General features: G+C 72.2%; 16 protein-coding genes. 3 read left to right on the plus strand and 13 right to left on the minus strand.

The features are described from left to right. Window positions 1-103 precede the first annotated feature (103 nt). The 3 genes from OG522_RS10695 to rimP all read right to left on the minus strand — a co-directional run bounded on the left by OG522_RS10695 (window position 104) and on the right by rimP (window position 2,009). Window positions 104-382, minus strand: coding sequence for a YlxR family protein (locus OG522_RS10695; protein ID WP_329462725.1), 279 nt, complete (start codon window positions 380-382; stop codon window positions 104-106). A 107-nt stretch (window positions 383-489) separates the two neighbouring features. Beyond that, window positions 490-1,488, minus strand: coding sequence for a transcription termination factor NusA (gene nusA, locus OG522_RS10700; RefSeq protein WP_329462726.1), 999 nt, complete (start codon window positions 1,486-1,488; stop codon window positions 490-492). 2 nt (window positions 1,489-1,490) lie between these two features. Continuing rightward, entirely contained in the window at window positions 1,491-2,009 is a 519-nt protein-coding gene (rimP, locus tag OG522_RS10705; RefSeq protein WP_329462727.1) for a ribosome maturation factor RimP, read from the minus strand. Window positions 2,010-2,200: 191 nt separating this feature from the next. On the opposite strand from rimP, the gene OG522_RS10710 reads away from it, so the two are divergent. Genes OG522_RS10710 through OG522_RS10720 form a run of 3 tightly spaced genes read left to right on the plus strand, consistent with a single transcriptional unit; the run spans window position 2,201 to window position 4,074 of the window. After that, window positions 2,201-2,710: a hypothetical protein gene (locus OG522_RS10710; protein ID WP_329462728.1), complete on the plus strand. Its 510-nt coding sequence runs from the start codon at window positions 2,201-2,203 to the stop codon at window positions 2,708-2,710. Beyond that, complete coding sequence (locus tag OG522_RS10715; RefSeq protein ID WP_329462729.1) at window positions 2,707-3,156, plus strand: ferritin-like domain-containing protein; 450 nt, start codon at window positions 2,707-2,709, stop codon at window positions 3,154-3,156. Before OG522_RS10710 ends, OG522_RS10715 begins: the two co-directional genes overlap by 4 nt. A gap of 18 nt (window positions 3,157-3,174) precedes the next feature. Further along, complete coding sequence (locus tag OG522_RS10720; protein WP_329462730.1) at window positions 3,175-4,074, plus strand: aminoglycoside phosphotransferase family protein; 900 nt, start codon at window positions 3,175-3,177, stop codon at window positions 4,072-4,074. Between the two features lie 55 nt (window positions 4,075-4,129). Here OG522_RS10720 and OG522_RS10725 read toward each other — a convergent pair whose 3' ends face one another. The 10 genes from OG522_RS10725 to OG522_RS10770 all read right to left on the minus strand — a co-directional run bounded on the left by OG522_RS10725 (window position 4,130) and on the right by OG522_RS10770 (window position 19,282). Next, window positions 4,130-5,830 carry a proline--tRNA ligase gene (locus OG522_RS10725; RefSeq protein ID WP_329462731.1) on the minus strand — a complete coding sequence of 567 codons (1,701 nt, stop codon included), beginning with the start codon at window positions 5,828-5,830 and terminating at the stop codon, window positions 4,130-4,132. A gap of 87 nt (window positions 5,831-5,917) precedes the next feature. Then, window positions 5,918-6,466, minus strand: coding sequence for a GNAT family N-acetyltransferase (locus OG522_RS10730; RefSeq protein WP_329462732.1), 549 nt, complete (start codon window positions 6,464-6,466; stop codon window positions 5,918-5,920). Between the two features lie 15 nt (window positions 6,467-6,481). Then, window positions 6,482-7,324 carry a GNAT family N-acetyltransferase gene (locus OG522_RS10735; RefSeq protein WP_329467536.1) on the minus strand — a complete coding sequence of 281 codons (843 nt, stop codon included), beginning with the start codon at window positions 7,322-7,324 and terminating at the stop codon, window positions 6,482-6,484. A gap of 168 nt (window positions 7,325-7,492) precedes the next feature. Continuing rightward, a complete protein-coding gene (ispG, locus tag OG522_RS10740) occupies window positions 7,493-8,650 on the minus strand; it encodes a flavodoxin-dependent (E)-4-hydroxy-3-methylbut-2-enyl-diphosphate synthase (protein ID WP_329462733.1) in 1,158 nt (385 codons plus the stop codon). 210 nt (window positions 8,651-8,860) lie between these two features. Then, window positions 8,861-10,162 carry a M50 family metallopeptidase gene (locus OG522_RS10745; RefSeq protein WP_329462734.1) on the minus strand — a complete coding sequence of 434 codons (1,302 nt, stop codon included), beginning with the start codon at window positions 10,160-10,162 and terminating at the stop codon, window positions 8,861-8,863. After that, a complete protein-coding gene (gene dxr / locus OG522_RS10750) occupies window positions 10,159-11,409 on the minus strand; it encodes a 1-deoxy-D-xylulose-5-phosphate reductoisomerase (protein WP_329462735.1) in 1,251 nt (416 codons plus the stop codon). Before dxr ends, OG522_RS10745 begins: the two co-directional genes overlap by 4 nt. A 230-nt stretch (window positions 11,410-11,639) precedes the next feature. Then, window positions 11,640-13,562, minus strand: coding sequence for an acyl-CoA dehydrogenase family protein (locus OG522_RS10755; protein WP_329462736.1), 1,923 nt, complete (start codon window positions 13,560-13,562; stop codon window positions 11,640-11,642). 181 nt (window positions 13,563-13,743) lie between these two features. Further along, the gene (locus OG522_RS10760) at window positions 13,744-15,189 is read right to left on the minus strand and encodes an aldehyde dehydrogenase family protein (RefSeq protein ID WP_329462737.1); all 1,446 of its coding nucleotides are present in this window, start codon (window positions 15,187-15,189) and stop codon (window positions 13,744-13,746) included. Between the two features lie 78 nt (window positions 15,190-15,267). Then, window positions 15,268-16,815, minus strand: a complete 1,548-nt coding sequence (locus tag OG522_RS10765) for a PucR family transcriptional regulator (protein ID WP_329462738.1) — start codon at window positions 16,813-16,815, stop codon at window positions 15,268-15,270. Between the two features lie 112 nt (window positions 16,816-16,927). Continuing rightward, window positions 16,928-19,282, minus strand: a complete 2,355-nt coding sequence (locus tag OG522_RS10770) for an ATP/GTP-binding protein (RefSeq protein ID WP_329462739.1) — start codon at window positions 19,280-19,282, stop codon at window positions 16,928-16,930. Window positions 19,283-19,402 lie beyond the last annotated feature (120 nt).

Consider the following 19,402-nt stretch of genomic DNA (forward strand, 5'->3'; position numbering starts at 1 on the left):
ATGGGCGTACTCATCGCGTACTCATCGAGTGCTCATCGCAATCTCGACCTACTTCCAACTCGCGAGGTACCTGACCGCACGGGATTCCGTGCCGTACTTCTTCTTACGTTGCTGCCTGCTCGACGTACTCCCGCAGTGCCGCGGTGTCGAGCGCTTCCTTGACCTTGAAGGCCCTGGAGAACGCCCGGCGGCGGACCGCCAGGTCGAGACAGACCGAGGCGGGGTGCACATAAGCACCCCGGCCGGGCAGCGTACCGCGAGGATCGGGGGCGCAAGCACCCTCGACCGCCACGGTGCGCAGCAGATCGCTCTTGGCCGCTCGCTCCCGGCATCCCACGCAGGTTCGCTCAGGGCAGGCGCGGGCGTGCGTCCGGCCAGACACGTTTAAGTCTACCTCCCCGCACCGACCTCACCCCTTGGGGGCAAAAATCGAACGGTTGTTGTCCAGAAAGCTCACCCTCCCCCGAAGAACGGGGTCGGGGCCACTTGTTATTCCCCGGCGTCGTGAGCGGGCTGCTCGGTGTCCGGGCGGATGTCGATGCGCCAGCCGGTGAGGCGGGCGGCGAGCCGGGCGTTCTGCCCTTCCTTGCCGATGGCCAGCGAGAGCTGGTAGTCCGGCACGGTCACCCGGGCGGAACGGGCCCCCAGGTCCACGACCTCGACCTTGGAGACCCGGGCCGGGGACAGCGCGTTGGCCACCATCTCCGCCGGGTCGTCCGACCAGTCGACGATGTCGATCTTCTCGCCGTGCAGCTCGGCCATGACGTTGCGGACCCGGCCGCCCATCGGGCCGATGCAGGCGCCCTTGGCGTTGAGGCCGCTGCGCGTCGAACGCACCGCGATCTTGGTGCGGTGACCGGCCTCGCGGGCGATCGCCGAGATCTCCACCGAACCGTCGGCGATCTCGGGGACCTCCAGGGCGAAGAGCTTCTTCACCAGGTTCGGGTGGGTGCGCGACAGCGTCACGGAGGGACCGCGCACACCCTTCGCCACCCGGACGACGTACGTGCGCAGGCGCAGCCCGTGCGTGTACTCCTCGCCCGGCACCTGCTCCTGCACCGGGAGCATGGCCTCCATCTTGCCGATGTCGACCAGCACGTTCTTCGGGTCCTTGCCCTGCTGGACGACACCGGTGATGACGTCGCCCTCACGCCCGGCGAACTCACCGAAGGTGATGTCGTCCTCGGCGTCGCGCAGCCGCTGCAGGATGACCTGCTTGGCGGTGCTCGCCGCGATGCGGCCGAAGTCGGACGGGGTGTCGTCGAACTCCTTGGCCTCCTGCCCCTCTTCGAGGTCGGCCGGGTCTTCCTTCGCCCACACCGTGACATGACCGTTCTCACGGTCGAGCTTCACGCGCGCACGCCGGAAGCTGCCCTCGGTGCGGTGGTAGGCGATGAGGAGCGCCGACTCGATCGCCTCGACCAGCAGGTCGAAGGAGATCTCCTTCTCCCGGACCAGACCCCGCAGGGCACTCATGTCGATGTCCACGGCTACGCCTCCTCTTCGTTGTCAACGTCGTTCTTGATGTCTTTGTCTTTGCGGTTGAACTCGATCTCGACCCGCGCCTTGGCGATCTCCGAGAACGCGATCCGGCGGGCGGTGGGCTTGCGCCCCTTCACGCCCGGGATCTCGGCGTCGATGCCTTCGTCGTCGGCCTTGAGGATCCGCGCCACCAGCTCGCCGCCGTCGTGCAGGTGCAGCCTGGCCAGGCGTCCGGTGTTGCGTACGTAGTGGCGCGGTTCGGTGAGCGGGCGCTCGGCGCCCGGAGACGTCACTTCGAGGACGTACTCCTCATCACCCATCACATCGCTCTGGTCGAGCAGCTCGGACACGGCCCGGCTCAGCTCGGCGCAGGCGTCGAGTTCCACGCCCTCGTCCGAGTCGACCACGATCCGCAGCACGCGACGGCGGCCCGCCCGGGACACCTCGATCTCCTCGAGGTCGAGGTCCTCCGCGCCGACGAGCGGTTCAAGGAGACCGCGCAGCCTGTCGCTCTGGGTCGTGCTCATCCGGGTGACTCCTCGGCCGCGTCTGCTGTTGTGGGGATCGTCGCGTACGGCGGCCGTCATCGAACCGCCGCCGTCAGGTCAAAGGGTATCCGGTCCCGGGGGGTGTTGCCGTCCACGGCCCGGGGCCCGCGGGTACGCTCGCCTGCGGTGATCACTCGGTCACCGGCTGATCCGTACCCAGGGAGAGATTCGTGCCGCACACGGGGACCACGCGCAGACGTGTGCTGGCCGCGACGGGCGCGGCGGCGGCCGGACTGCTGGCCGGCTGCTCCGGTGGCGCGTCGCACGGTGGTACGCCCACGCCCGGCGTGCGCGAAGCCGCGGCCCGCGCGGAGGCGGCGCTGCGCGCGCGCACCTCGGCCGCGAGCCGGGCGCTCGTCGACCGGTACGACGCGGTCCTCGCGATGCACCCCACGCTCCGGGACCGGCTCGCGCCCCTGCGCGACCAGGCCGTCCAGCACACCACCGCGCTCGGGCCGGCCGCCGCGCCCTCCCCCGCGCCCTCGCCGCCGCCCGCCGTCTCGCCGGTTCCGGCCGACGCCGAGGAGGCCGTCAAACAACTCGCGGACGCCGAACGGCTCACCTCCGACGCCCAGTTGGCGGCGCTCGCCACCGCTCCGCCGGAACTGGCCCGGCTGCTCGCCTCGGTCGCGGCGTCCGGCGCCGGGCACGCTTATCTGCTCGCCGGAGGTGCGCGGTGACCGCTCGGGCACTTGACGCGGCACAGGCCGCGCTGGCCGCCGAACACGCCGCGGTGTACGGGTACGGGGTGCTCGGCGGCCGGCTCGCCGACGCCCGCGCCACCCAGGCCCGCGAGGCCTACGCCGCCCACCGCTCCCGCCGCGACCTGCTCGCCCGTACGGTGCGTGACCTGGGCGGATCGCCGGTGGCGGCGGCCGCCGCCTACGCCCTGCCGTTCGCCGTGCCGGACGCCGCCTCCGCGCTGCGGCTGGCAGCGGAGCTTGAGGACCGCGTCGCCGACGTCTACTCCGATCTCGTGCGGGCCACCGAGGGGGCGCTGCGTCAGGACGCCGCCGCGGCCCTGCGGGAGGCGGCGGTGCGGGCCGTTCGCTGGCGGGGCGGCAGCGTAGCCTTTCCTGGGCTCGCGGAACGCCCGAGCGCACCGGTTCCACCAGCTAGTACCTGAGCAAGGGGCACAACACGCATGGCTTTCGAACCGCCTGAGCGGCTGGTACGCGCGCTCGGCGAGACGTACGGGGAGGAGCTGGCCGGGCCGTGGCTCGGCCGGCTGCCCGAGCTGGCCGAGGAGGCGGCGGCCCGGCGCGGCCTCACCGTCGACCGGGTGCAGGCTCCCGGCGGCCGCTCCAGCCTGGTCGTCCTCGTACACCGTCCGGACGGCACTCCCGCCGCGCTCAAGGTCGCCCCGGACTTCGCCCGCCCGGACCTGGAGGGCGCGGCCCTGGCGCACTGGAACGGCTGGGGCGCGGCGCGGTTGCTCGACGCGCGGGCCGTGGACGGGACGCTGCTCCTGGAGCGGCTGCATCCCGAGGTGTCCCTGCGCTCGCTGCCCGAGGCGAAGGCGCTCCTGGAGGCGGCGGGCACGGTGCGGCGGCTGTGGGTGGAGCCGCCGGGGGGCCACGCCTTCGAGACGGTGGCCGAGCGCACGCGGCGGCAGTCCGTGCCGATGCGGGCGCCGCAGGATCCCGAACTCGCCCCGCTCGTCTCGGCCGCACTCGCGGCGCGCGATGAACTGGCCGCCTCCGCAGGCGAGTTGCTCCTGCTGCACGGCAACTTCCGCCAGAGCAAGGTGCTTTCGGGTGAGCGCGCGCCGTGGCTGACGGTGGGGCCGGAGCCGTTGGTGGGCGAACGGGCCTATGACCTGGCGCGGTTGGTCCGGGACCGGGTGGAGGACCTGATCGCGGCGCCGAGCGGGGCGTCCGCGGCTCGTCGCCGCGTCGGCAAACTGGCCGACTCGCTGGACGTCGACGCCGGGCGGCTGCACGGCTGGACCCTGTTCCGCGCGGTCGAGTCCGGCCTGCGCGCCCGAGCGGCGGGCCGCCACCGGGACGCGGAACTGCTGCTGGAGTTCGCGGGCTGGCTGTGAGCCCTCCCCTCCGCCCCCGGAGCGTGTACCGGGGGCGGAGGAGTGGGAGGGAAGGTCAGGCCGTCAGGCGGGCGATCGCTTCCGCCAGGGGGAGCTCTTCGCGGGTGCCCGTGCGGCGGTCCTTCAGCTCGAAGACGCCTTCCCCGACGCGGCGACCGGCGACCAGGATCTTCGGGACGCCGATCAGCTCCGCGTCGGTGAACTTCACGCCCGGCGACACCCCGGCCCGGTCGTCGACCAGGACCCGCAGCCCGGCCGCGCGCAGCTGCTCCGCCGCGTCGAGCGCGGCCTCGGTCTGGACCGCCTTGCCCGCGGCGACGACGTGCACGTCCGCCGGAGCGATCTCGGCCGGCCAGCACAGCCCCTTGTCATCCGCGCTCTGCTCGGCGAGGGCGGCAACGGCCCGCGAGACGCCGATGCCGTACGAGCCCATCGTGACCCGCACCGGCTTGCCCTCCTTGCCGAGCACGTCGAGCTGGAATGTGTCGGCGTACTTGCGGCCCAGCTGGAAGATGTGGCCGATCTCGATCGCGCGGTCGAGCTTGAGGCCCGCACCGCAGGACGGGCAGGGGTCGCCCTCCTCGACCACGACGACGTCGAGGTAGTCGTCGACCTCGAAGTCACGGCCGCAGACCACGTTGCGCGCGTGGGTGTCCGCCTTGTTGGCGCCGGTGATCCACGCAGTGCCGGGCGCGATGCGCGGGTCGGCGATGTAGCGGACCTTCTCCAGTCCCTGCGGGCCGACGTAGCCGCGTACCAGGTCGGGACGGTCCGCGAAGTCCTCGGCCGTCACGAGCTCCACGACCGCCGGGGCCAGGTGCTCGCCGAGCTTGCCGAGGTCGACCTCGCGGTCGCCGGGCACGCCGACCGCGACGATCTCGCCGTCGACCTTGACCAGGAGGTTCTTCAGGGTCGCCGAGGCCGGCACACCCAGGAGCGCGGCGAGGGTCTCGATGGTGGGGGTGTCGGGGGTGGCCAGCTCCTCGACCGGCCCGTGCGCCGAGCCGTCGACGGGCGCGGCCACGAACGTCACGGCTTCCGTGTTCGCCGCGTACTCGCACGCCGGGCAGTCCACGAACGTGTCCTCGCCCGCCGCGGCCGGCGCCAGGAACTCCTCCGAGGCCGAGCCGCCCATGGCGCCGGACACCGCGGAGACGATGCGGTAGTCCAGGCCGAGCCGCGCGAAGATCTTCTGGTAGGCCGCGCGGTGCAGCGCGTACGACTCGGCGAGGCCCTCGTCGGTGGTGTCGAAGGAGTACGAGTCCTTCATCTGGAACTCGCGGCCGCGCAGCACGCCGGAGCGCGGGCGGGCCTCGTCGCGGTACTTGGTCTGGATCTGGTAGAGCATCACCGGCAGGTCCTTGTAGGACGTGCACTGGTCCTTGACCGTCTGCGTGAAGATCTCTTCGTGCGTCGGGCCGAGCAGGTACTCGCCGCCCTTGCGGTCCTTGAGGCGGAACAGCAGGTCGCCGTACTCCTCCCAGCGGCCGCTCGCCTCGTACGCGTCCTTGGGCAGCAGCGCGGGCAGCAGGACCTCCTGCGCCCCGATGGCGTCCATCTCCTCGCGCACGACGGTGGAGATGTTGTCCAGGACCTTCTTGCCGAGCGGCAGCCAGGTCCAGATGCCGGCGGCGTTGCGGCGCACGTAACCGGCGCGGACCAGGAGCTTGTGGCTGAGCGTCTCGGCGTCCGCCGGGTCGTCGCGCAGTGTCTTGGCCATCAGACGGGACATGCGCTGGACGTGGGCGGCTGCCATGGATTTATCTCCTGTACGTGCACGGGGTGATGCCAGGAGGTTAGCCGGGTGGCCCGAGTGCGCGGAAATCCGTTTACCCGACGGCGTTCATCCGTGGCGCAGCAACGGAAGGTGCGCGCCCATCACCGCGTACGGTCGCGCCGCGCTGGGGAAGTGCACCCGCTCGGCCAGATCGACGTAGCCGAGCCCCCGGTACAGGGCGCGAGCAGGGCTCTCCGTGTCGATCGCGGAGAGGATCGAGCGGGGTTCGGTGGCGGTGTCGGTGATGGTGGTGATGAGCGCCCGGCCCAGGCCCCGGCCCTGAAATTCGGGGTGGACGTGGAGTTCGGTGATGACGAAGGAGTCGTCGAGCCAGTGGTCGGCGCCGTTGTTGCGCAGGTAGGGCTCGACGACGGTGGACCACCAGTGGGCACGGTCGTTGGGCATCCCGTACACGAACCCGGCCAGCCGCCCCTCGGGGGTGGTGGCTCCGAGCGCCCTCGCGCCGGGCTGGGACAGGTGACGCAGCACGATGTGGCGGCGGACCCCGACCTCGTCGGCGCTCAGGCCGAAGGCGACCGCCTGCACGGCGAGCGCTTCGTCCACGCGGGCCGCGAGGTCGAGCGGGCCGACCACTGCGTCAGAGTCAGGAGCCATGGGCGCACCCTAACCTCAGAACAGCACGCTCATGAACGCCCCGGTCTCACGGAATCCGACCCGCCGGTAGCAGGCTCGTGCGGGAGCGTTGAAGTCGTTGACGTACAGGCTCACGACGGGGGCGACGTCGGCGAGGGCGTAGCGCAGGACGGCCGCCATACCGGTGGCGGACAGGCCCCTGCCGCGGTGTTCGGGGGCGACCCAGACGCCCTGGATCTGGCAGGCCTGGGTGGTGGCGGCGCCGATCTCGGCCTTGAAGACGACCTTGCCGTCCTCGATGCGGGCGAACGAGCGCCCGGATCCCACGAGTTCGGCGACGCGGGCCTGGTAGAGCAGACCGCCGTCGCCCGCGAGCGGGGAGACGCCGACCTCCTCGGTGAACATGGCGACGCAGGCCGGCATGATCGCGTCCATCTCGTCCTTGCGGATCCGGCGGACGTACGGGTCGGGCTCGATGTCGTCCGGCATCCGCTCGGTGACCATGAGCGGCTGGTGCGGGCGTACGTCGCGGGCCGGTCCCCAGTGCGGTTCGAGCAGGCGCCACAGCTGGGCGGTGGATTCGGCGGGGCCGACGATCGAGGAGCAGCGGCGGCCGGTGCGGCGGGCGCGGTCGGCGAAGGAACGTACCGCCTCGGGGGTCGCGCAGATCGGTACGAGGTTGGCACCGGAGTAGCAGAGCGAGCGGAGCCGTCCGTCGGCGTACCAGCCCCACATCTCGCCGCCCAGGCGCCAGGGGTCGAGGCCGGCGATCTGCACGCGGGAGGTCACGAAGGCGTTGGCGACCGGGTCGCTCTCCAGGATGGCGAGCGCCGCGCCGAGGTCGCCGGGTTCGAGGACCCGGGTGGTGGTCTGCGTCAACACGAGGGGGCCTCACGGTACGGTCTGCTGATCTCCGCACTGTACCTGCCACCCCGGGGGCGGCGCCCCCATACCCCGCACCACCAAGGCTCCGCCGCCCGGGGCTTCGCGGGGGCGCGGGCCCGGGGGTGGTGCCCCCGGTTGGGAAGGTGCGGGGTGGGGAAGGCGTCAGCCCGCCACCGACACCTGCGGCTCGCCCGAGGCGATGCCGTCCTTCTCCATCTGCTCGGCGATCTTCATCGCCTCGTCGATCAGCGTCTCCACGATCTTCGACTCCGGCACGGTCTTGATGACCTCGCCCTTCACGAAGATCTGGCCCTTGCCGTTGCCCGAGGCCACACCCAGATCCGCCTCACGCGCCTCGCCCGGACCGTTCACCACACAGCCCATGACCGCGACCCTCAGCGGGACCTCCATGCCCTCAAGCCCCGCCGTGACCTCCTCGGCCAGCTTGTACACGTCCACCTGGGCACGACCGCACGACGGGCACGACACGATCTCCAGGCGGCGCTGGCGCAGGTTCAGCGACTCCAGGATCTGGATACCGACCTTGATCTCCTCCGCCGGAGGAGCCGAGAGCGAGACCCGGATCGTGTCGCCGATGCCCTCGGCCAGCAGCGCGCCGAACGCCACCGCCGACTTGATCGTCCCCTGGAACGCCGGACCGGCCTCCGTCACGCCCAGGTGCAGCGGGTAGTCACACTGCGCCGCGAGCTGCCGGTAGGCATTCACCATGACCACCGGGTCGTTGTGCTTCACCGAGATCTTGATGTCCCGGAAGCCGTGCTCCTCGAAGAGGGAGGCCTCCCACAGCGCGGACTCCACCAGCGCCTCGGGCGTCGCCTTCCCGTACTTCTTCAGCAGCCGCGCGTCCAGCGAGCCCGCGTTCACGCCGATCCGGATCGGCGTCCCGGCGTCCTTCGCGGCGAGCGCGATCTCCTTGACCTTGTCGTCGAACTGCTTGATGTTGCCCGGGTTCACCCGCACCGCGGCACACCCGGCATCGATCGCCGCGAAGACGTACTTCGGCTGGAAGTGGATGTCGGCGATCACCGGGATCTGCGACTTCCGCGCGATCGTCGCGAGCGCGTCCGCGTCGTCCTGCGTCGGGCAGGCGACCCGGACGATCTGGCAGCCCGACGCCGTCAGCTCCGCGATCTGTTGCAGCGTCGCCCCGATGTCCGAGGTACGCGTCGTCGTCATGGACTGCACCGAGACGGGTGCGTCCCCGCCGACCGCCACGGAACCGACCTGGATCTGGCGGCTCTTGCGACGCTCGGCCAGCTTGGTCGGTACGGACGGCATTCCCAGTGAAATCGCAGTCATCTGCTGTGCAACCCCAAGGTGTGGATCAAGGTCCCGAGATCGGCGGGCTCCAGCCTTCGAGGTTACGTCACCGCGAGCGCCCCGGGCACACGGTGCCTCGACAGTTCACGCTAAGGGGCGGCACGGGCACGCTGTGCGCCCGAGCCGCCCCCTCGCCCGAAGGAGACCGCGCACGCCGTCCGCGTACGGCGCAGCTGTCCCCCGTGTCCGTCAGGTGATCTTCACCGGATTCACCACGTCGGCCACCAGCACCAGCAGCGTGAAGCAGATGAAGATTCCGGCCACCACGTACGCGACCGGCATCAGCTTCGCCACGTCGAACGGGCCCGGGTCGGGCCGCTTGAGCACGCGGGCGACGTTGCGGCGCAGCGACTCCCACAGGGCTCCGGCGATGTGGCCGCCGTCCAGCGGGAGCAGCGGGAGCATGTTGAAGAGGAACAGCGAGAGGTTGAAGCCGGCCAGCAGGAACAGGAACGTGGCGATGATGTTCGGCGTCGGGGCGTCCAGGTTGAGCACCTCGCCGCTGATGCGGGCCGCGCCGACCACGCCCACCGGGGAGTCGGCCTTGCGCTCGCCGCCGTCGAAGGCCGCGTTCCACAGGTCGGGGATCTTGCCCGGCAGCGCGATGATCGAGTGCACGCCGTTGTCCACCATGTCGCCCATGCGGTTGACGGACTCGCCGAAGCCGAGCGGCTGGATCTCGGTCTTGGCGGCGAAGCCGAGGTAGCCGGCCGGAACGTACTGGTCCGGGACTGCCTGGCCGTCGGAGCCCTTCTTGGCCACCATGTTCTTGGCGAGCGTGGGGTGCAGGACGACCTGCTGACCGCCGCGCTCCACGGTGACCGTGGCCGGGCCGATGGTCTCGCGGATCCGGTCCGAGAGGTCGGACCAGTTCTTCACGGGCTTGCCGTCGAAGGCGACGATCTTGTCACCGGTCTTCATCCCGGCGGCTTCGGCGGGCGACACGGCGTCGCCCGCCTTGCAGGTCTCGCGCTTCTCGCTCTGCGCGATCACGCACTTCTGGACGCCGGCGACCTCGGTGGTCTGGGTCGCGGTGCCGAAGCCCATGAGGACGGCGAGGAAGATCGCGACCGCGAGCACCAGGTTCATGAACGGACCCGCGAACATGACGATGACGCGCTTCCACGGCTTGCGCGTGTAGAAGAGGCGGTCCTCGTCACCCGGCTGGAGCTCTTCGAAGGCCGCCGCCCTGGCGTCCTCGATCATGCTGCGGAAGGGCGAGCTGGAGCGCGCCTGGATGCGACCGTCCTCGCCGGGCGGGAACATGCCGATCATGCGGATGTAGCCGCCGGCCGGAATCGCCTTGATCCCGTACTCGGTATCGCCCTTCTTGCGCGACCAGATGGTGGGGCCGAAGCCGACCATGTACTGGGGTACGCGGATGCCGAAGAGCTTGGCCGTGGAGAGGTGGCCGAGCTCGTGCCAGGCGATGGAGATGAGCAGCCCGACGGCGAACAGCGCTATGCCGAGGACCGTCAACAGGATCGTCATGCGCGTGCCTCCGCTGTTGCCTTCACGGCGAGTTCCCGGGCCCGGGAACGTGCCCAGGTCTCCGCTTCAAGGACGTCCGAGACCGTGAGGGAGGTTCCCGAGGCGGGCCTGCCGTGCTCCGTCACCACGTCGGTGACGGTTTCCATGATGCCGCTGAACGGCAGCCGACCGGCCAGGAACGCGTCCACGCACTCCTCGTTCGCGGCATTGAACACCGCCGGAGCCGTCCCGCCCAGTTCCCCGACGTGCCGGGCGAGTCCCACCGAGGGGAAGGCCTCGTTGTCGAGCGGGAAGAACTCCCAGGTCGAGGCCTTGGACCAGTCGAAGGCGGGCGCCGCGTTCGGGACCCGCTCGGGCCAGCCGAGGCCGATGGCGATCGGTCCGCGCATGTCGGGCGGGGTTGCCTGGGCCAGCGTGGAGCCGTCGGTGAACTCGACCATGGAGTGGACGTAGGACTGGGGGTGGACGACGACCTCGATCCGCTCGAAGGGGATGTCGTACAGCAGGTGGGCCTCGATCACCTCCAGGCCCTTGTTGACCAGGGTCGCCGAGTTGACGGTGATGACGGGGCCCATCGCCCAGGTGGGGTGGGCGAGCGCGTCGGCCGGGGTGACGTCCGCGAGCTCGCTCCTGGTACGCCCCCGGAAGGGCCCGCCGGAGGCGGTCACGACGAGCTTGCGCACATCGGCCCGCTTGCCGGCGGCCAGCGCCTGGAACAGGGCGGCGTGCTCGGAGTCGACCGGGATGATCTGGCCGGGCTTGGCGACGGCCTTCACGAGCGGGCCGCCGACGATCAGCGACTCCTTGTTGGCAAGCGCGAGCGTGCGCCCGGCCCGCAGGGCGGCGAGCGTCGGGGCGAGCCCGATCGAGCCGGTGATCCCGTTGAGCACGGTGTGGCAAGGCGTCGCGGCCAGTTCGGTGGCGGCGTCGGGGCCCGCGAGGATCTCGGGCAGCGGCTCGCCGCCGTACTGTGCGGCGAGTGCCTCGCGCAGCGCGGGCACGGCGTCCTCGCGGGCGACCGCGACCGTACGCACCTTCAGCTGGCGGGCCTGCTCGGCCAGCAGCCCGACCCGGCCGCCGGCCGCGGACAGCGCGGTCACACGGAAGCGGTCGGGGTTGCGCAGGACCAGGTCGATGGCCTGGGTACCGATGGACCCGGTGGATCCGAGGACGACCACATCGCGTCGGCCTTCGGCCGGATCGAAGGCGATATGGGGGTCGGCGAGGGGGGCTGGGCTGTCGCTCATGCCCCCCATTGTTGCCGCATCCGCTGTGCGCCCGGACAGCGCTCCTGGCAATGGGCCCGCAACGAGTGCTGCGGGCCCGCCACAACCGCTGTCCGAGCCGGGCCTCGCCGAGCCGGGCCAGGTATGGATCGACGGTCTCGAAGAGCGCGTCGCAGGGCTGGTTGTCCCGGTCACCGACCGCGCACCGGAGCGGACCTCGGCCGCTCCGGTACCCCAACTGCCCTACGAAATCAGCGGATTGGCCGGTGGACGTTGTCGCGCTTGGCCGGGCCCGGGGTCGCGTCCGCGATCCAGGGGCCGTCGTCGGAGGGGTCGATGACGCCCTCCTCCAGCCAGGTGTAGGCACCGTCGAGCACCCCCTCGACGATCTTGCGGTCGAGGTCGTCGGTGTTGCTCCACAGCCGGGTGAAGAGTTCTTCGACGCGGATGCGGGACTGGCGGCAGAACGTGTCGGCCAGTTGGACCGCCTCGCGCCCGTGGTCGCCGGTGGTGCGCAGGTGCTCGGCCCGCACACAGGCCGCGCTCATCGCGAACAGTTCGGCCCCGATGTCCACGATCCTGCCCAGGAAGCCCTGCTTGGTCTCCATCCGGCCCTGCCAGCGCGACATCGCGTAGAACGTCGAGCGGGCGAGCTTGCGCGCGGCGCGCTCGGCGTACCGAAGATGCTGGGCGAGCGGCCCGAACTCGGCGTACGAGCGCGGGAGTTGACCGGGACCCGTGACCAGCTTGGGCAGCCACTTGGCGTAGAACCCGGCCGCGTTGGCACCCGCCTTCGCCTTGTCCTGGAGGGACTTCTCGGGGTCGATGAGGTCGCCCGCCACCGACAGGTGGGCGTCGACCGCCTCCCGGGCGATCAGCAGGTGCATGATCTCCGTGGAGCCCTCGAAGATCCGGTTGATCCGCATGTCGCGGAGCATCTGCTCGGCGGGGACGGCGCGCTCTCCACGGGCGGCCAGCGAGTCGGCGGTCTCGAAGCCGCGGCCGCCGCGGATCTGGACCAGTTCGTCCGCCATCAGCCAGCCCATCTCGGAGCCGTACAGCTTGGCGAGGGCCGCCTCGATGCGGATGTCGTTGCGGCTCTCGTCCGCCATCTGCGAGGAGAGGTCCGTCATGGCTTCGAGGGCGAAGGTGGTCGCGGCGATGAAGGAGATCTTCGCGCCGACCGCCTCGTGCCGGGCGACCGGCCGGCCCCACTGCTCGCGTACGCCCGACCATTCACGGGCGATCTTCAGGCACCACTTGCCGCTGCCCACGCACATCGCGGGCAGCGAGAGCCGGCCGGTGTTCAGCGTGGTCAGCGCGATCTTGAGGCCGGAGCCCTCGGGGCCGATCCTGTTGGCGGCCGGAACGCGGACCTGGTGGAAGCGCGTGACGCCGTTCTCGATCCCGCGCAGGCCCATGAAGGCGTTGCGGTTCTCGACCGTGACGCCCGGCGACGCCGTCTCGACCACGAAGGCCGTGATGCCGCCCTTGTGGCCCTCGGACTTCGGTACCCGGGCCATCACGACGAGCAGGTCCGCGACGACGCCGTTGGTGGTCCACAGCTTGACCCCGTCCAGGACGTAGTCGTCGCCGTCGGGCACCGCCGAGGTCGCCAGCCGCGCCGGGTCGGAGCCCACGTCGGGCTCGGTGAGCAGGAAGGCCGAGATGTCGGTACGGGCGCAGCGCGGCAGGAAGGTGTCCTTCTGCTCCTGGGTGCCGAACAGTTTCAGCGGCTGCGGTACGCCGATCGACTGGTGCGCGGAGAGCAGCGCCCCTATGGCCGGGCTCGCCGAGCCGGCCAGCGTGAGCGCCCTGTTGTAGTAGACCTGGGTCAGCCCCTGGCCGCCGTACTTCGTGTCGATCTTCATCCCGAAGGCGCCGAGCTCCTTGAGCCCGTTCACCACCTCGTCGGGGATCCGCGACTCGCGCTCGATGAGGCGGCCGTCGACCCGGTTCTCGCAGAAGTCGCGCATCTTGGCGAGGAAGGCCTCGCCGCGCGCCACGTCGTCGGGGGCGGGCTGGGGATGGGGGTGGATCAGGTCGAGGCGCAGGCGTCCGAGGAAGAGTTCCTTCGCGAAGCTGGGCTTGCGCCAGTCCTGCTCGCGGGCGGCCTCGGCGACCTGGCGGGCCTCGCGCTCGGAGACCTTGACGGTGTGCTGTGGTGCGGTCATGAGGGGTTCTCCTCGCCGCGGGCTGATGGCTGCGGGCGGCTGCCCGTTACCGAGTGGTGCTACCCGTCCGTATGTACCCGATTCCCGGCACTTGGACCACCCCTCGCGGGCACCCGGCGTACGACGGCGGCCGGAACCCCCGCACAGTGGGTTCCGGCCGCCGCTCTCGTCGCGCCGTCGGTTACAGCGCGAGGCCCGTCAGGACGAGGACGCGCTCGTAGGTGTAGTCGTCCATGGCGTAGCGGACGCCCTCGCGGCCGACGCCGGAGGCCTTGGCACCGCCGTACGGCATCTGGTCGGCGCGGTAGGACGGGACGTCGCCGATGATCACGCCGCCGACCTCCAGGGCCCGGTGGGCGCGGAAGGCGGTCTGCACGTCGTGCGTGAACACCCCTGCCTGGAGGCCGTACTTGGAGGAGTTGACCGCGGCGAACGCCTCGGCCTCGCCGTCCACCTTCTGCACGGTCAGGACCGGTCCGAAGACCTCCTCGCAGGCGAGGGTGGTGTCGGCGGGCAGCTCGGTGAGCACGGTGGGCGCGTAGGCGGCGCCGTCGCGCTTGCCGCCGGTGAGCAGCTTGGCACCCGCCTGTACGGCCTCGTCGACCCAGGACTCGACGCGCTTGGCGGCGTCCTCGCTGACCAGCGGGCCGACGTCGGTGGCGGAGTCGGACGGGTCACCGGTGACCTGCGCCTCGACGGCGGCGACGACCTTCGGGAGCAGCCGGTCGTACACGGCGGCGTCCGCGATGACGCGCTGTACGGAGATGCAGGACTGGCCGCCCTGGTAGTTGGAGAAGGTGGCGATGCGGGTCGCCGCCCAGTCCAGGTCCTGCTCCGAGGCCCAGTCGCCGAGAACGACGGCCGCGCCGTTGCCGCCGAGTTCCAGGGTGCAGTGCTTGCGCGGCACCGAGTCCATGATCGCGTAACCGACCTTGTCGGAGCCGGTGAAGGAGATGACCGGGAGGCGGTCGTCCTGCACCAGGGCCGGCATCTTGTCGTTGGCGACCGGCAGGACGCTCCACGAGCCGGCGGGCAGCTCGGTCTCGGCGAGCAGCTCGCCGAGGATCAGGCCCGAGAGCGGGGTGGCCGGGGCCGGCTTGAGGATGATGGGGGCGCCCACCGCGATGGCCGGGGCGACCTTGTGGGCGCACAGGTTCAGCGGGAAGTTGAACGGTGCGATGCCGAGCACGACGCCCTTGGGGAAGCGGCGGGTCAGGGCGAGGCGGCCCACGCCGCCGCCGTCGGTGTCCAGGCGCTGGGCCTCGCCGCCGTTGAAGCGCCGGGCCTCCTCGGCGGCGAAGCGGAAGACGGACACCGCGCGGCCGACCTCACCGCGGGCCCACTTGATCGGCTTGCCGTTCTCGGCGGAGATCAGCTGGGCGATCTCCTCGGTGCGCTCGGTGAGCCGCTTGGACACGTGGTCGAGGGCGGCGGCGCGTACGTGTGCGGGGGTCGCCGCGAACTCCTCCACGACGGCGTGGGCAGCGGCCACCGCCTCCTCGACCTGGGTGTCGGTCGGGACCGAGACCGTGCCGACGAGGCGGCCGTCCCAGGGCGAAGTGACGTCGAAGCTGTCGTCGCCGGTGGCCTCGCGGCCGGCGAGCCAGAAGGCGTGGGTAGAAGTCATGCCCTCACGGTAGGCGGGGGCGGCGCGGTGTGTGTTTGTCCGGGGTGGAGTGGTTCAGCCCCGCGGCACGCCGCTTTGTCATCCGTCCGGGGCCGACGTCGCCTTCAGGGCCAGCCACAGCTCCATGCGGACGTCCGGGTCGTCCAGGGAGCGGCCCAGGATCTCCTCCACCCGGCGTATCCGGTAGCGCAGCGTGTGCCGGTGCACCCCCAGGTCCGCCGCCGCCGCGTCCCACTGCCCGTGCCGCGAGAGCCAGGCCCGCAGCGAGGCCACCAGATCCCCCCGCCCCGTGGCGTCGTGCTCGTACAGCGCGCGCAGCATCCCGTCCGCGAAGGCCCGCACCGCGTCGTCGGCGAGCAGCGGCAGCACGGATCCCGCCACCAGGTCCTCGTGCTCGACGAGCGGCTTGCCGCGCCGCCGGGCGACCGACAGCGCCTGCTCGGCCTGCTTGTAGGCGGAGGCCGCGGCGATCGGACCGGCCGGGGCGGAGAGCCCGATGACGAGTTCCTCGCCCTCGGCGCACTCGTGGGCCAGGCAGGCCGCGACCGCCTCACCGCCGTCGGCCGCGAGGACGACGAGCCGCCCGGCCTCCGGCACCGCGAGGACCGCCTCGCCCGCGCGGGACGCGGCCGACTCCATGGTCTCGGCGAGCACCGCGAGCCCGCCGTCGCCCTCGCCCGCGACCTCGGCGATGACCAGGCGGAACGGTGCGTCGAGCAGCCCGCCGTACAGGTCACCGGCGACCGCGCGGGCGTGGTCCTGCTGGCTGGAGAGCAGCATCCGCAGGATCGCGGCGCCCAGGCGCTGCTCGGCGGCCTGGAGGGCGCGGGAGCGTTCGGTGGTGAGGGTGAGCAGGGCGACCGCGGAGTGGACGGCGTAGCGCTCGGCGGTGCCGAGCGGCGCGCCCGTCCCGACGGCGAGCGCGCCGCGCATGCGGCGTCCGGTGCCGAGCCACTGGAGCTCCACACGGTCGCCGGACGCCTCGTCGGCGCCGCCGACCACCGCGCTGGAGGGGGTGGCGCGTTCGCGCAGCCGGGCGACGTCCGCGGTGAGCCGGGCGGCCCGGCGGGCGGCCCATTCGGGGGCGGCGGCGACGACCGCGCCGGAGGCGTCGTACAGCGCGGCCCAGCCGTCGACGTGCGCGGCGAGCCGGGCGATGAGGTCGGCCGGTCCTTCGGAGAGCGCCGCCCGGGTCAGCTCGCGCTGGGCCTCGAACCCGGCGGTGACCGCGCGGTACTGGTCGGCCGAAATGGCTGCCGAGACGGCCTTGGAGATGGCCAGGAACGGCGTGCGCCGCGGGACTTCGAGCAGCGGGAAACCCTCGTCGCGGGCCGCCGCGAGCAGCGCGTCCGGTACCGAGTCGTAGTTCACGCCCACCGCGAAGCCGAGCCCGACCACCCCCGCCTTGGCCAGCCTGCGCACATAGCGGCGCATGGTGTCGGGGTCCTCGGCGTCCAGCGTCATGGCGGTGATGAGCAGCAGTTCGCCGCCCTCCATGTACGGGACGGGGTCGGCCAGTTCGCTGACGTGGGCCCAGCGCACCGGGCGGTCCAGCTGGTCCTCACCCGCGCGCACGGTGAGTTTCAGCGCCGAGTGCTGGACGAGCGAGGCGAGCGTGGGCGGCATGGGACCGGTTTACCTTCGGCAGGGGATTGCTACGTCCCGTATGAACGGAGCACTCCCATTTTGCCAGCTCGGCCAGGTCCCGCGGAGCCCTTCGCCCGCGCGGGACCCGCTCTCAGCCACGCAGGTCCACCAGGAGCGGCGGCGCGTGCTCGCCCTTGACGGTCGTCAGGGAGAGCACGGCGTGCCCTGCGGGCACCTGATGGGCGAGTTCCGAGGCGGACCAGCGTTCCCGCTCGACCTTGCGCACGGTGACCGCGTCCGTGGTGACGGCCTTGCCGGTGACGAGTTTGCGCAGTGCGTGGACCGCGCGGGTGAGCGGCTGGTCGGCGAAGACGGTGTGCTTGGCGACCTCGGTGGTCTCCACCCACTCGGTGCCCCAGGCCTGCGAGAAGAGCCGCCCGTCCCAGGTGGTGACCCCGCAGAACGTCATGTGGCAGCCGACCGAACCGAGCAGCGAGGTGTGCAGCTGTTCCGGTACGTCACCGAGCGCGCGCAGCGTGAGCAGCACTCCGGCGTTGCAGTTCCGCAGCCGCTGGAGGGCCCGTACCGACTCGGCGGTGACGGCGTGGGTGGCATCGTCCACGGCCAGGAAGGCGAAGAGCGAGCGGTCCCTGCGGGCGGCCGCACCGGCGGTGAACTGGGCGAGGACGAGCCGGGTGAGCAGGCGCGCGGCCTCGGGGTGGGAGCGTTCGGGCAGGTCGACGCGGACCCGCAGCGGGTGTTCGAGGGAGCGCAGCGCGAAGGGGCGGGTCTCGCCGGTGGTGTCGAAGAACCCCTCGAAGGCCGGGCGGTCGAGCACCGCGACGCGGGCCGCGAGGGCGAGTCCGGGATCGCCCGGGGTGCCCAACTGCCGTGCGCGGGCGTCGAGTTCGCGATGGTAGGCGCGGTGTCCCTCGGAGTCGAGGCGGGCCCGCAGCTCCTCGATGGCGCCGGGTGACCCGTCCAGCAGCTCGCGCAGCACGGGCACGGAGGGGAAGCGTCCGTGGGCAGCGCGGTAGGGGCCGAGCAGCTGGGCCAGGGCGGTGGCGGCCCGCCGCGAGTCGACCTCGGACAGGTCGCCGGCGAGGGCCTCGGCCAGCAGGGCCGCGGCCTCGTCGGGGTCGGCGGCGGCGCCGTACAGGTCGAGGTCGTACGCCGACGCGGGATCGCCGGGCTTGATCACCACGTCGTAGCCCTCGTCGGCCCCGAGCGGGGTGCCCGCCGCGCACACCGCGACCACGGCGGCCTTTCCGGCGAGGGCCTGGAGCGCGAGCGACTCGACCACGGGGCGCACCAGGTGCCGGGTCTTGCCGGAGCCGAAAGGACCGACCGCGAGCAGCGAGCAGCCGAGCGCGGCCGGGTCGATCGCGGCGCCCGCGCCCCTGCGGCCGGGCGGGGTGCGTTCGGCGTCGGGGTAGCGGCCGATGCGGACCTGCGAGGTGAGCAGGTCGTGGGTGGCCGCGCGGGCGGGCAGATCGCGTTCGCCCGAGGGGTGCAGACAGGCCCGCGCGCCCTGCCCGGCGACCGCTTCGGTGAACGCTCCGAGCCGGGAGGGGTCGGCCTTCACGGTCGCCCAGGCACGCCGGATGCGCACACAGTCGACGTCGTTCATCCGCCCGGCCCGCTCCTCGGCCACGAGCCGGTCGGCGGCGACGTCCTGGCCGGCGGCGCGCAGCTGGGGCCAGTCGGCCGGGGAGGGTGCCGCGGGCGCGAAGGGCGCGGCCTGCGGCGGGGCGTCGGGCCGGTGGCCGCGGGCGCGGCCGCGTACGTACTCCAGCCAGCCCCCGGCTCTGGCGAAGGGCCACAGGACCGCGCCGCCGACCAGGACGTACAGGGCGTAGTTGACGAACGTGGCCACCGCCCGGTCGCCGTTGCCGGTGGTCCACGAGAGCGGGAACAGGCTCCAGACGGTGAAGAAGAACGGGAACAGGCTGGTCCCGATCACCAGCCAGACCGCGACCGCCCCCGCGAGGCCGGTGCGCAGGGTCCGCTCGGGCTGCGGGCAGTCCACGGCGTACCGCCGGAACACCTCCAGCCAGTTGCCCATCCGGCCGAAGACGTAGATCAGCAGGGCGGCGAAGAGGCTGTTGTAGACCTCGATGGCGGTCAGCGCGGCGGGCGGCCGCGGGTATGTCCACCAGCCGGTGGGCGTGAACAGTTCGAGCAGCACCCTGCTGTGCGGGATGTAGCCGTTGGTCCACAGCGACCAGACGAGGGTGGCGGCGAGCAGCGCCACGAGCGCGCCGACGAGCAGCGCCCGGTCCGGCACCCGGTCCGGGTCGGCGTCCGGGCGCGGCTTGTGGCCGTAGCGCCACAGGCCCGGTTCGGCGGGGGCGCGCGGGGTGCGCAGCCAGTCGCCGAGGGCGGGGCCCGCCGCCGGCGCCTCGACGGGCCGGGGCGGGAGCGCCGGGCGCGGCGGCGGCCCTGCCGGGCGCGGGACCGCCCCCGATCGGGTGCCGCGTGCGTCGTGCGTGCCTTCGGTGTCCATCGACCCCTTGCCCCCCTGACCAGCCGGGTCCGTACTGAGCGGTGCGAACGCCAATCTAGTGGCAGCGCGCGGCGGTTCACCGGTACCGCGCGGCACCGGAGCGCGCGGCGGTGCCCGGGA

Source organism: Streptomyces sp. NBC_01431 (assembly GCF_036231355.1).
Taxonomy (GTDB): Bacteria; Actinomycetota; Actinomycetes; order Streptomycetales; family Streptomycetaceae; genus Streptomyces.

Coding starts and splice junctions, on each gene's coding strand:
- rimP (WP_329462727.1), bottom strand. CDS start 2,009: ATGAGCACGACCCAGAGCGACAGGCTGCGCGGTCTCCTTGAACCGCTC.
- OG522_RS10720 (WP_329462730.1), top strand. CDS start 3,175: ATGGCTTTCGAACCGCCTGAGCGGCTGGTACGCGCGCTCGGCGAGACG.
- OG522_RS10725 (WP_329462731.1), bottom strand. CDS start 5,830: ATGGCAGCCGCCCACGTCCAGCGCATGTCCCGTCTGATGGCCAAGACA.
- OG522_RS10730 (WP_329462732.1), bottom strand. CDS start 6,466: ATGGCTCCTGACTCTGACGCAGTGGTCGGCCCGCTCGACCTCGCGGCC.
- ispG (WP_329462733.1), bottom strand. CDS start 8,650: ATGACTGCGATTTCACTGGGAATGCCGTCCGTACCGACCAAGCTGGCC.
- OG522_RS10745 (WP_329462734.1), bottom strand. CDS start 10,162: ATGACGATCCTGTTGACGGTCCTCGGCATAGCGCTGTTCGCCGTCGGG.
- dxr (WP_329462735.1), bottom strand. CDS start 11,409: ATGAGCGACAGCCCAGCCCCCCTCGCCGACCCCCATATCGCCTTCGAT.
- OG522_RS10755 (WP_329462736.1), bottom strand. CDS start 13,562: ATGACCGCACCACAGCACACCGTCAAGGTCTCCGAGCGCGAGGCCCGC.
- OG522_RS10760 (WP_329462737.1), bottom strand. CDS start 15,189: ATGACTTCTACCCACGCCTTCTGGCTCGCCGGCCGCGAGGCCACCGGC.
- OG522_RS10765 (WP_329462738.1), bottom strand. CDS start 16,815: ATGCCGCCCACGCTCGCCTCGCTCGTCCAGCACTCGGCGCTGAAACTC.
- OG522_RS10770 (WP_329462739.1), bottom strand. CDS start 19,282: ATGGACACCGAAGGCACGCACGACGCACGCGGCACCCGATCGGGGGCG.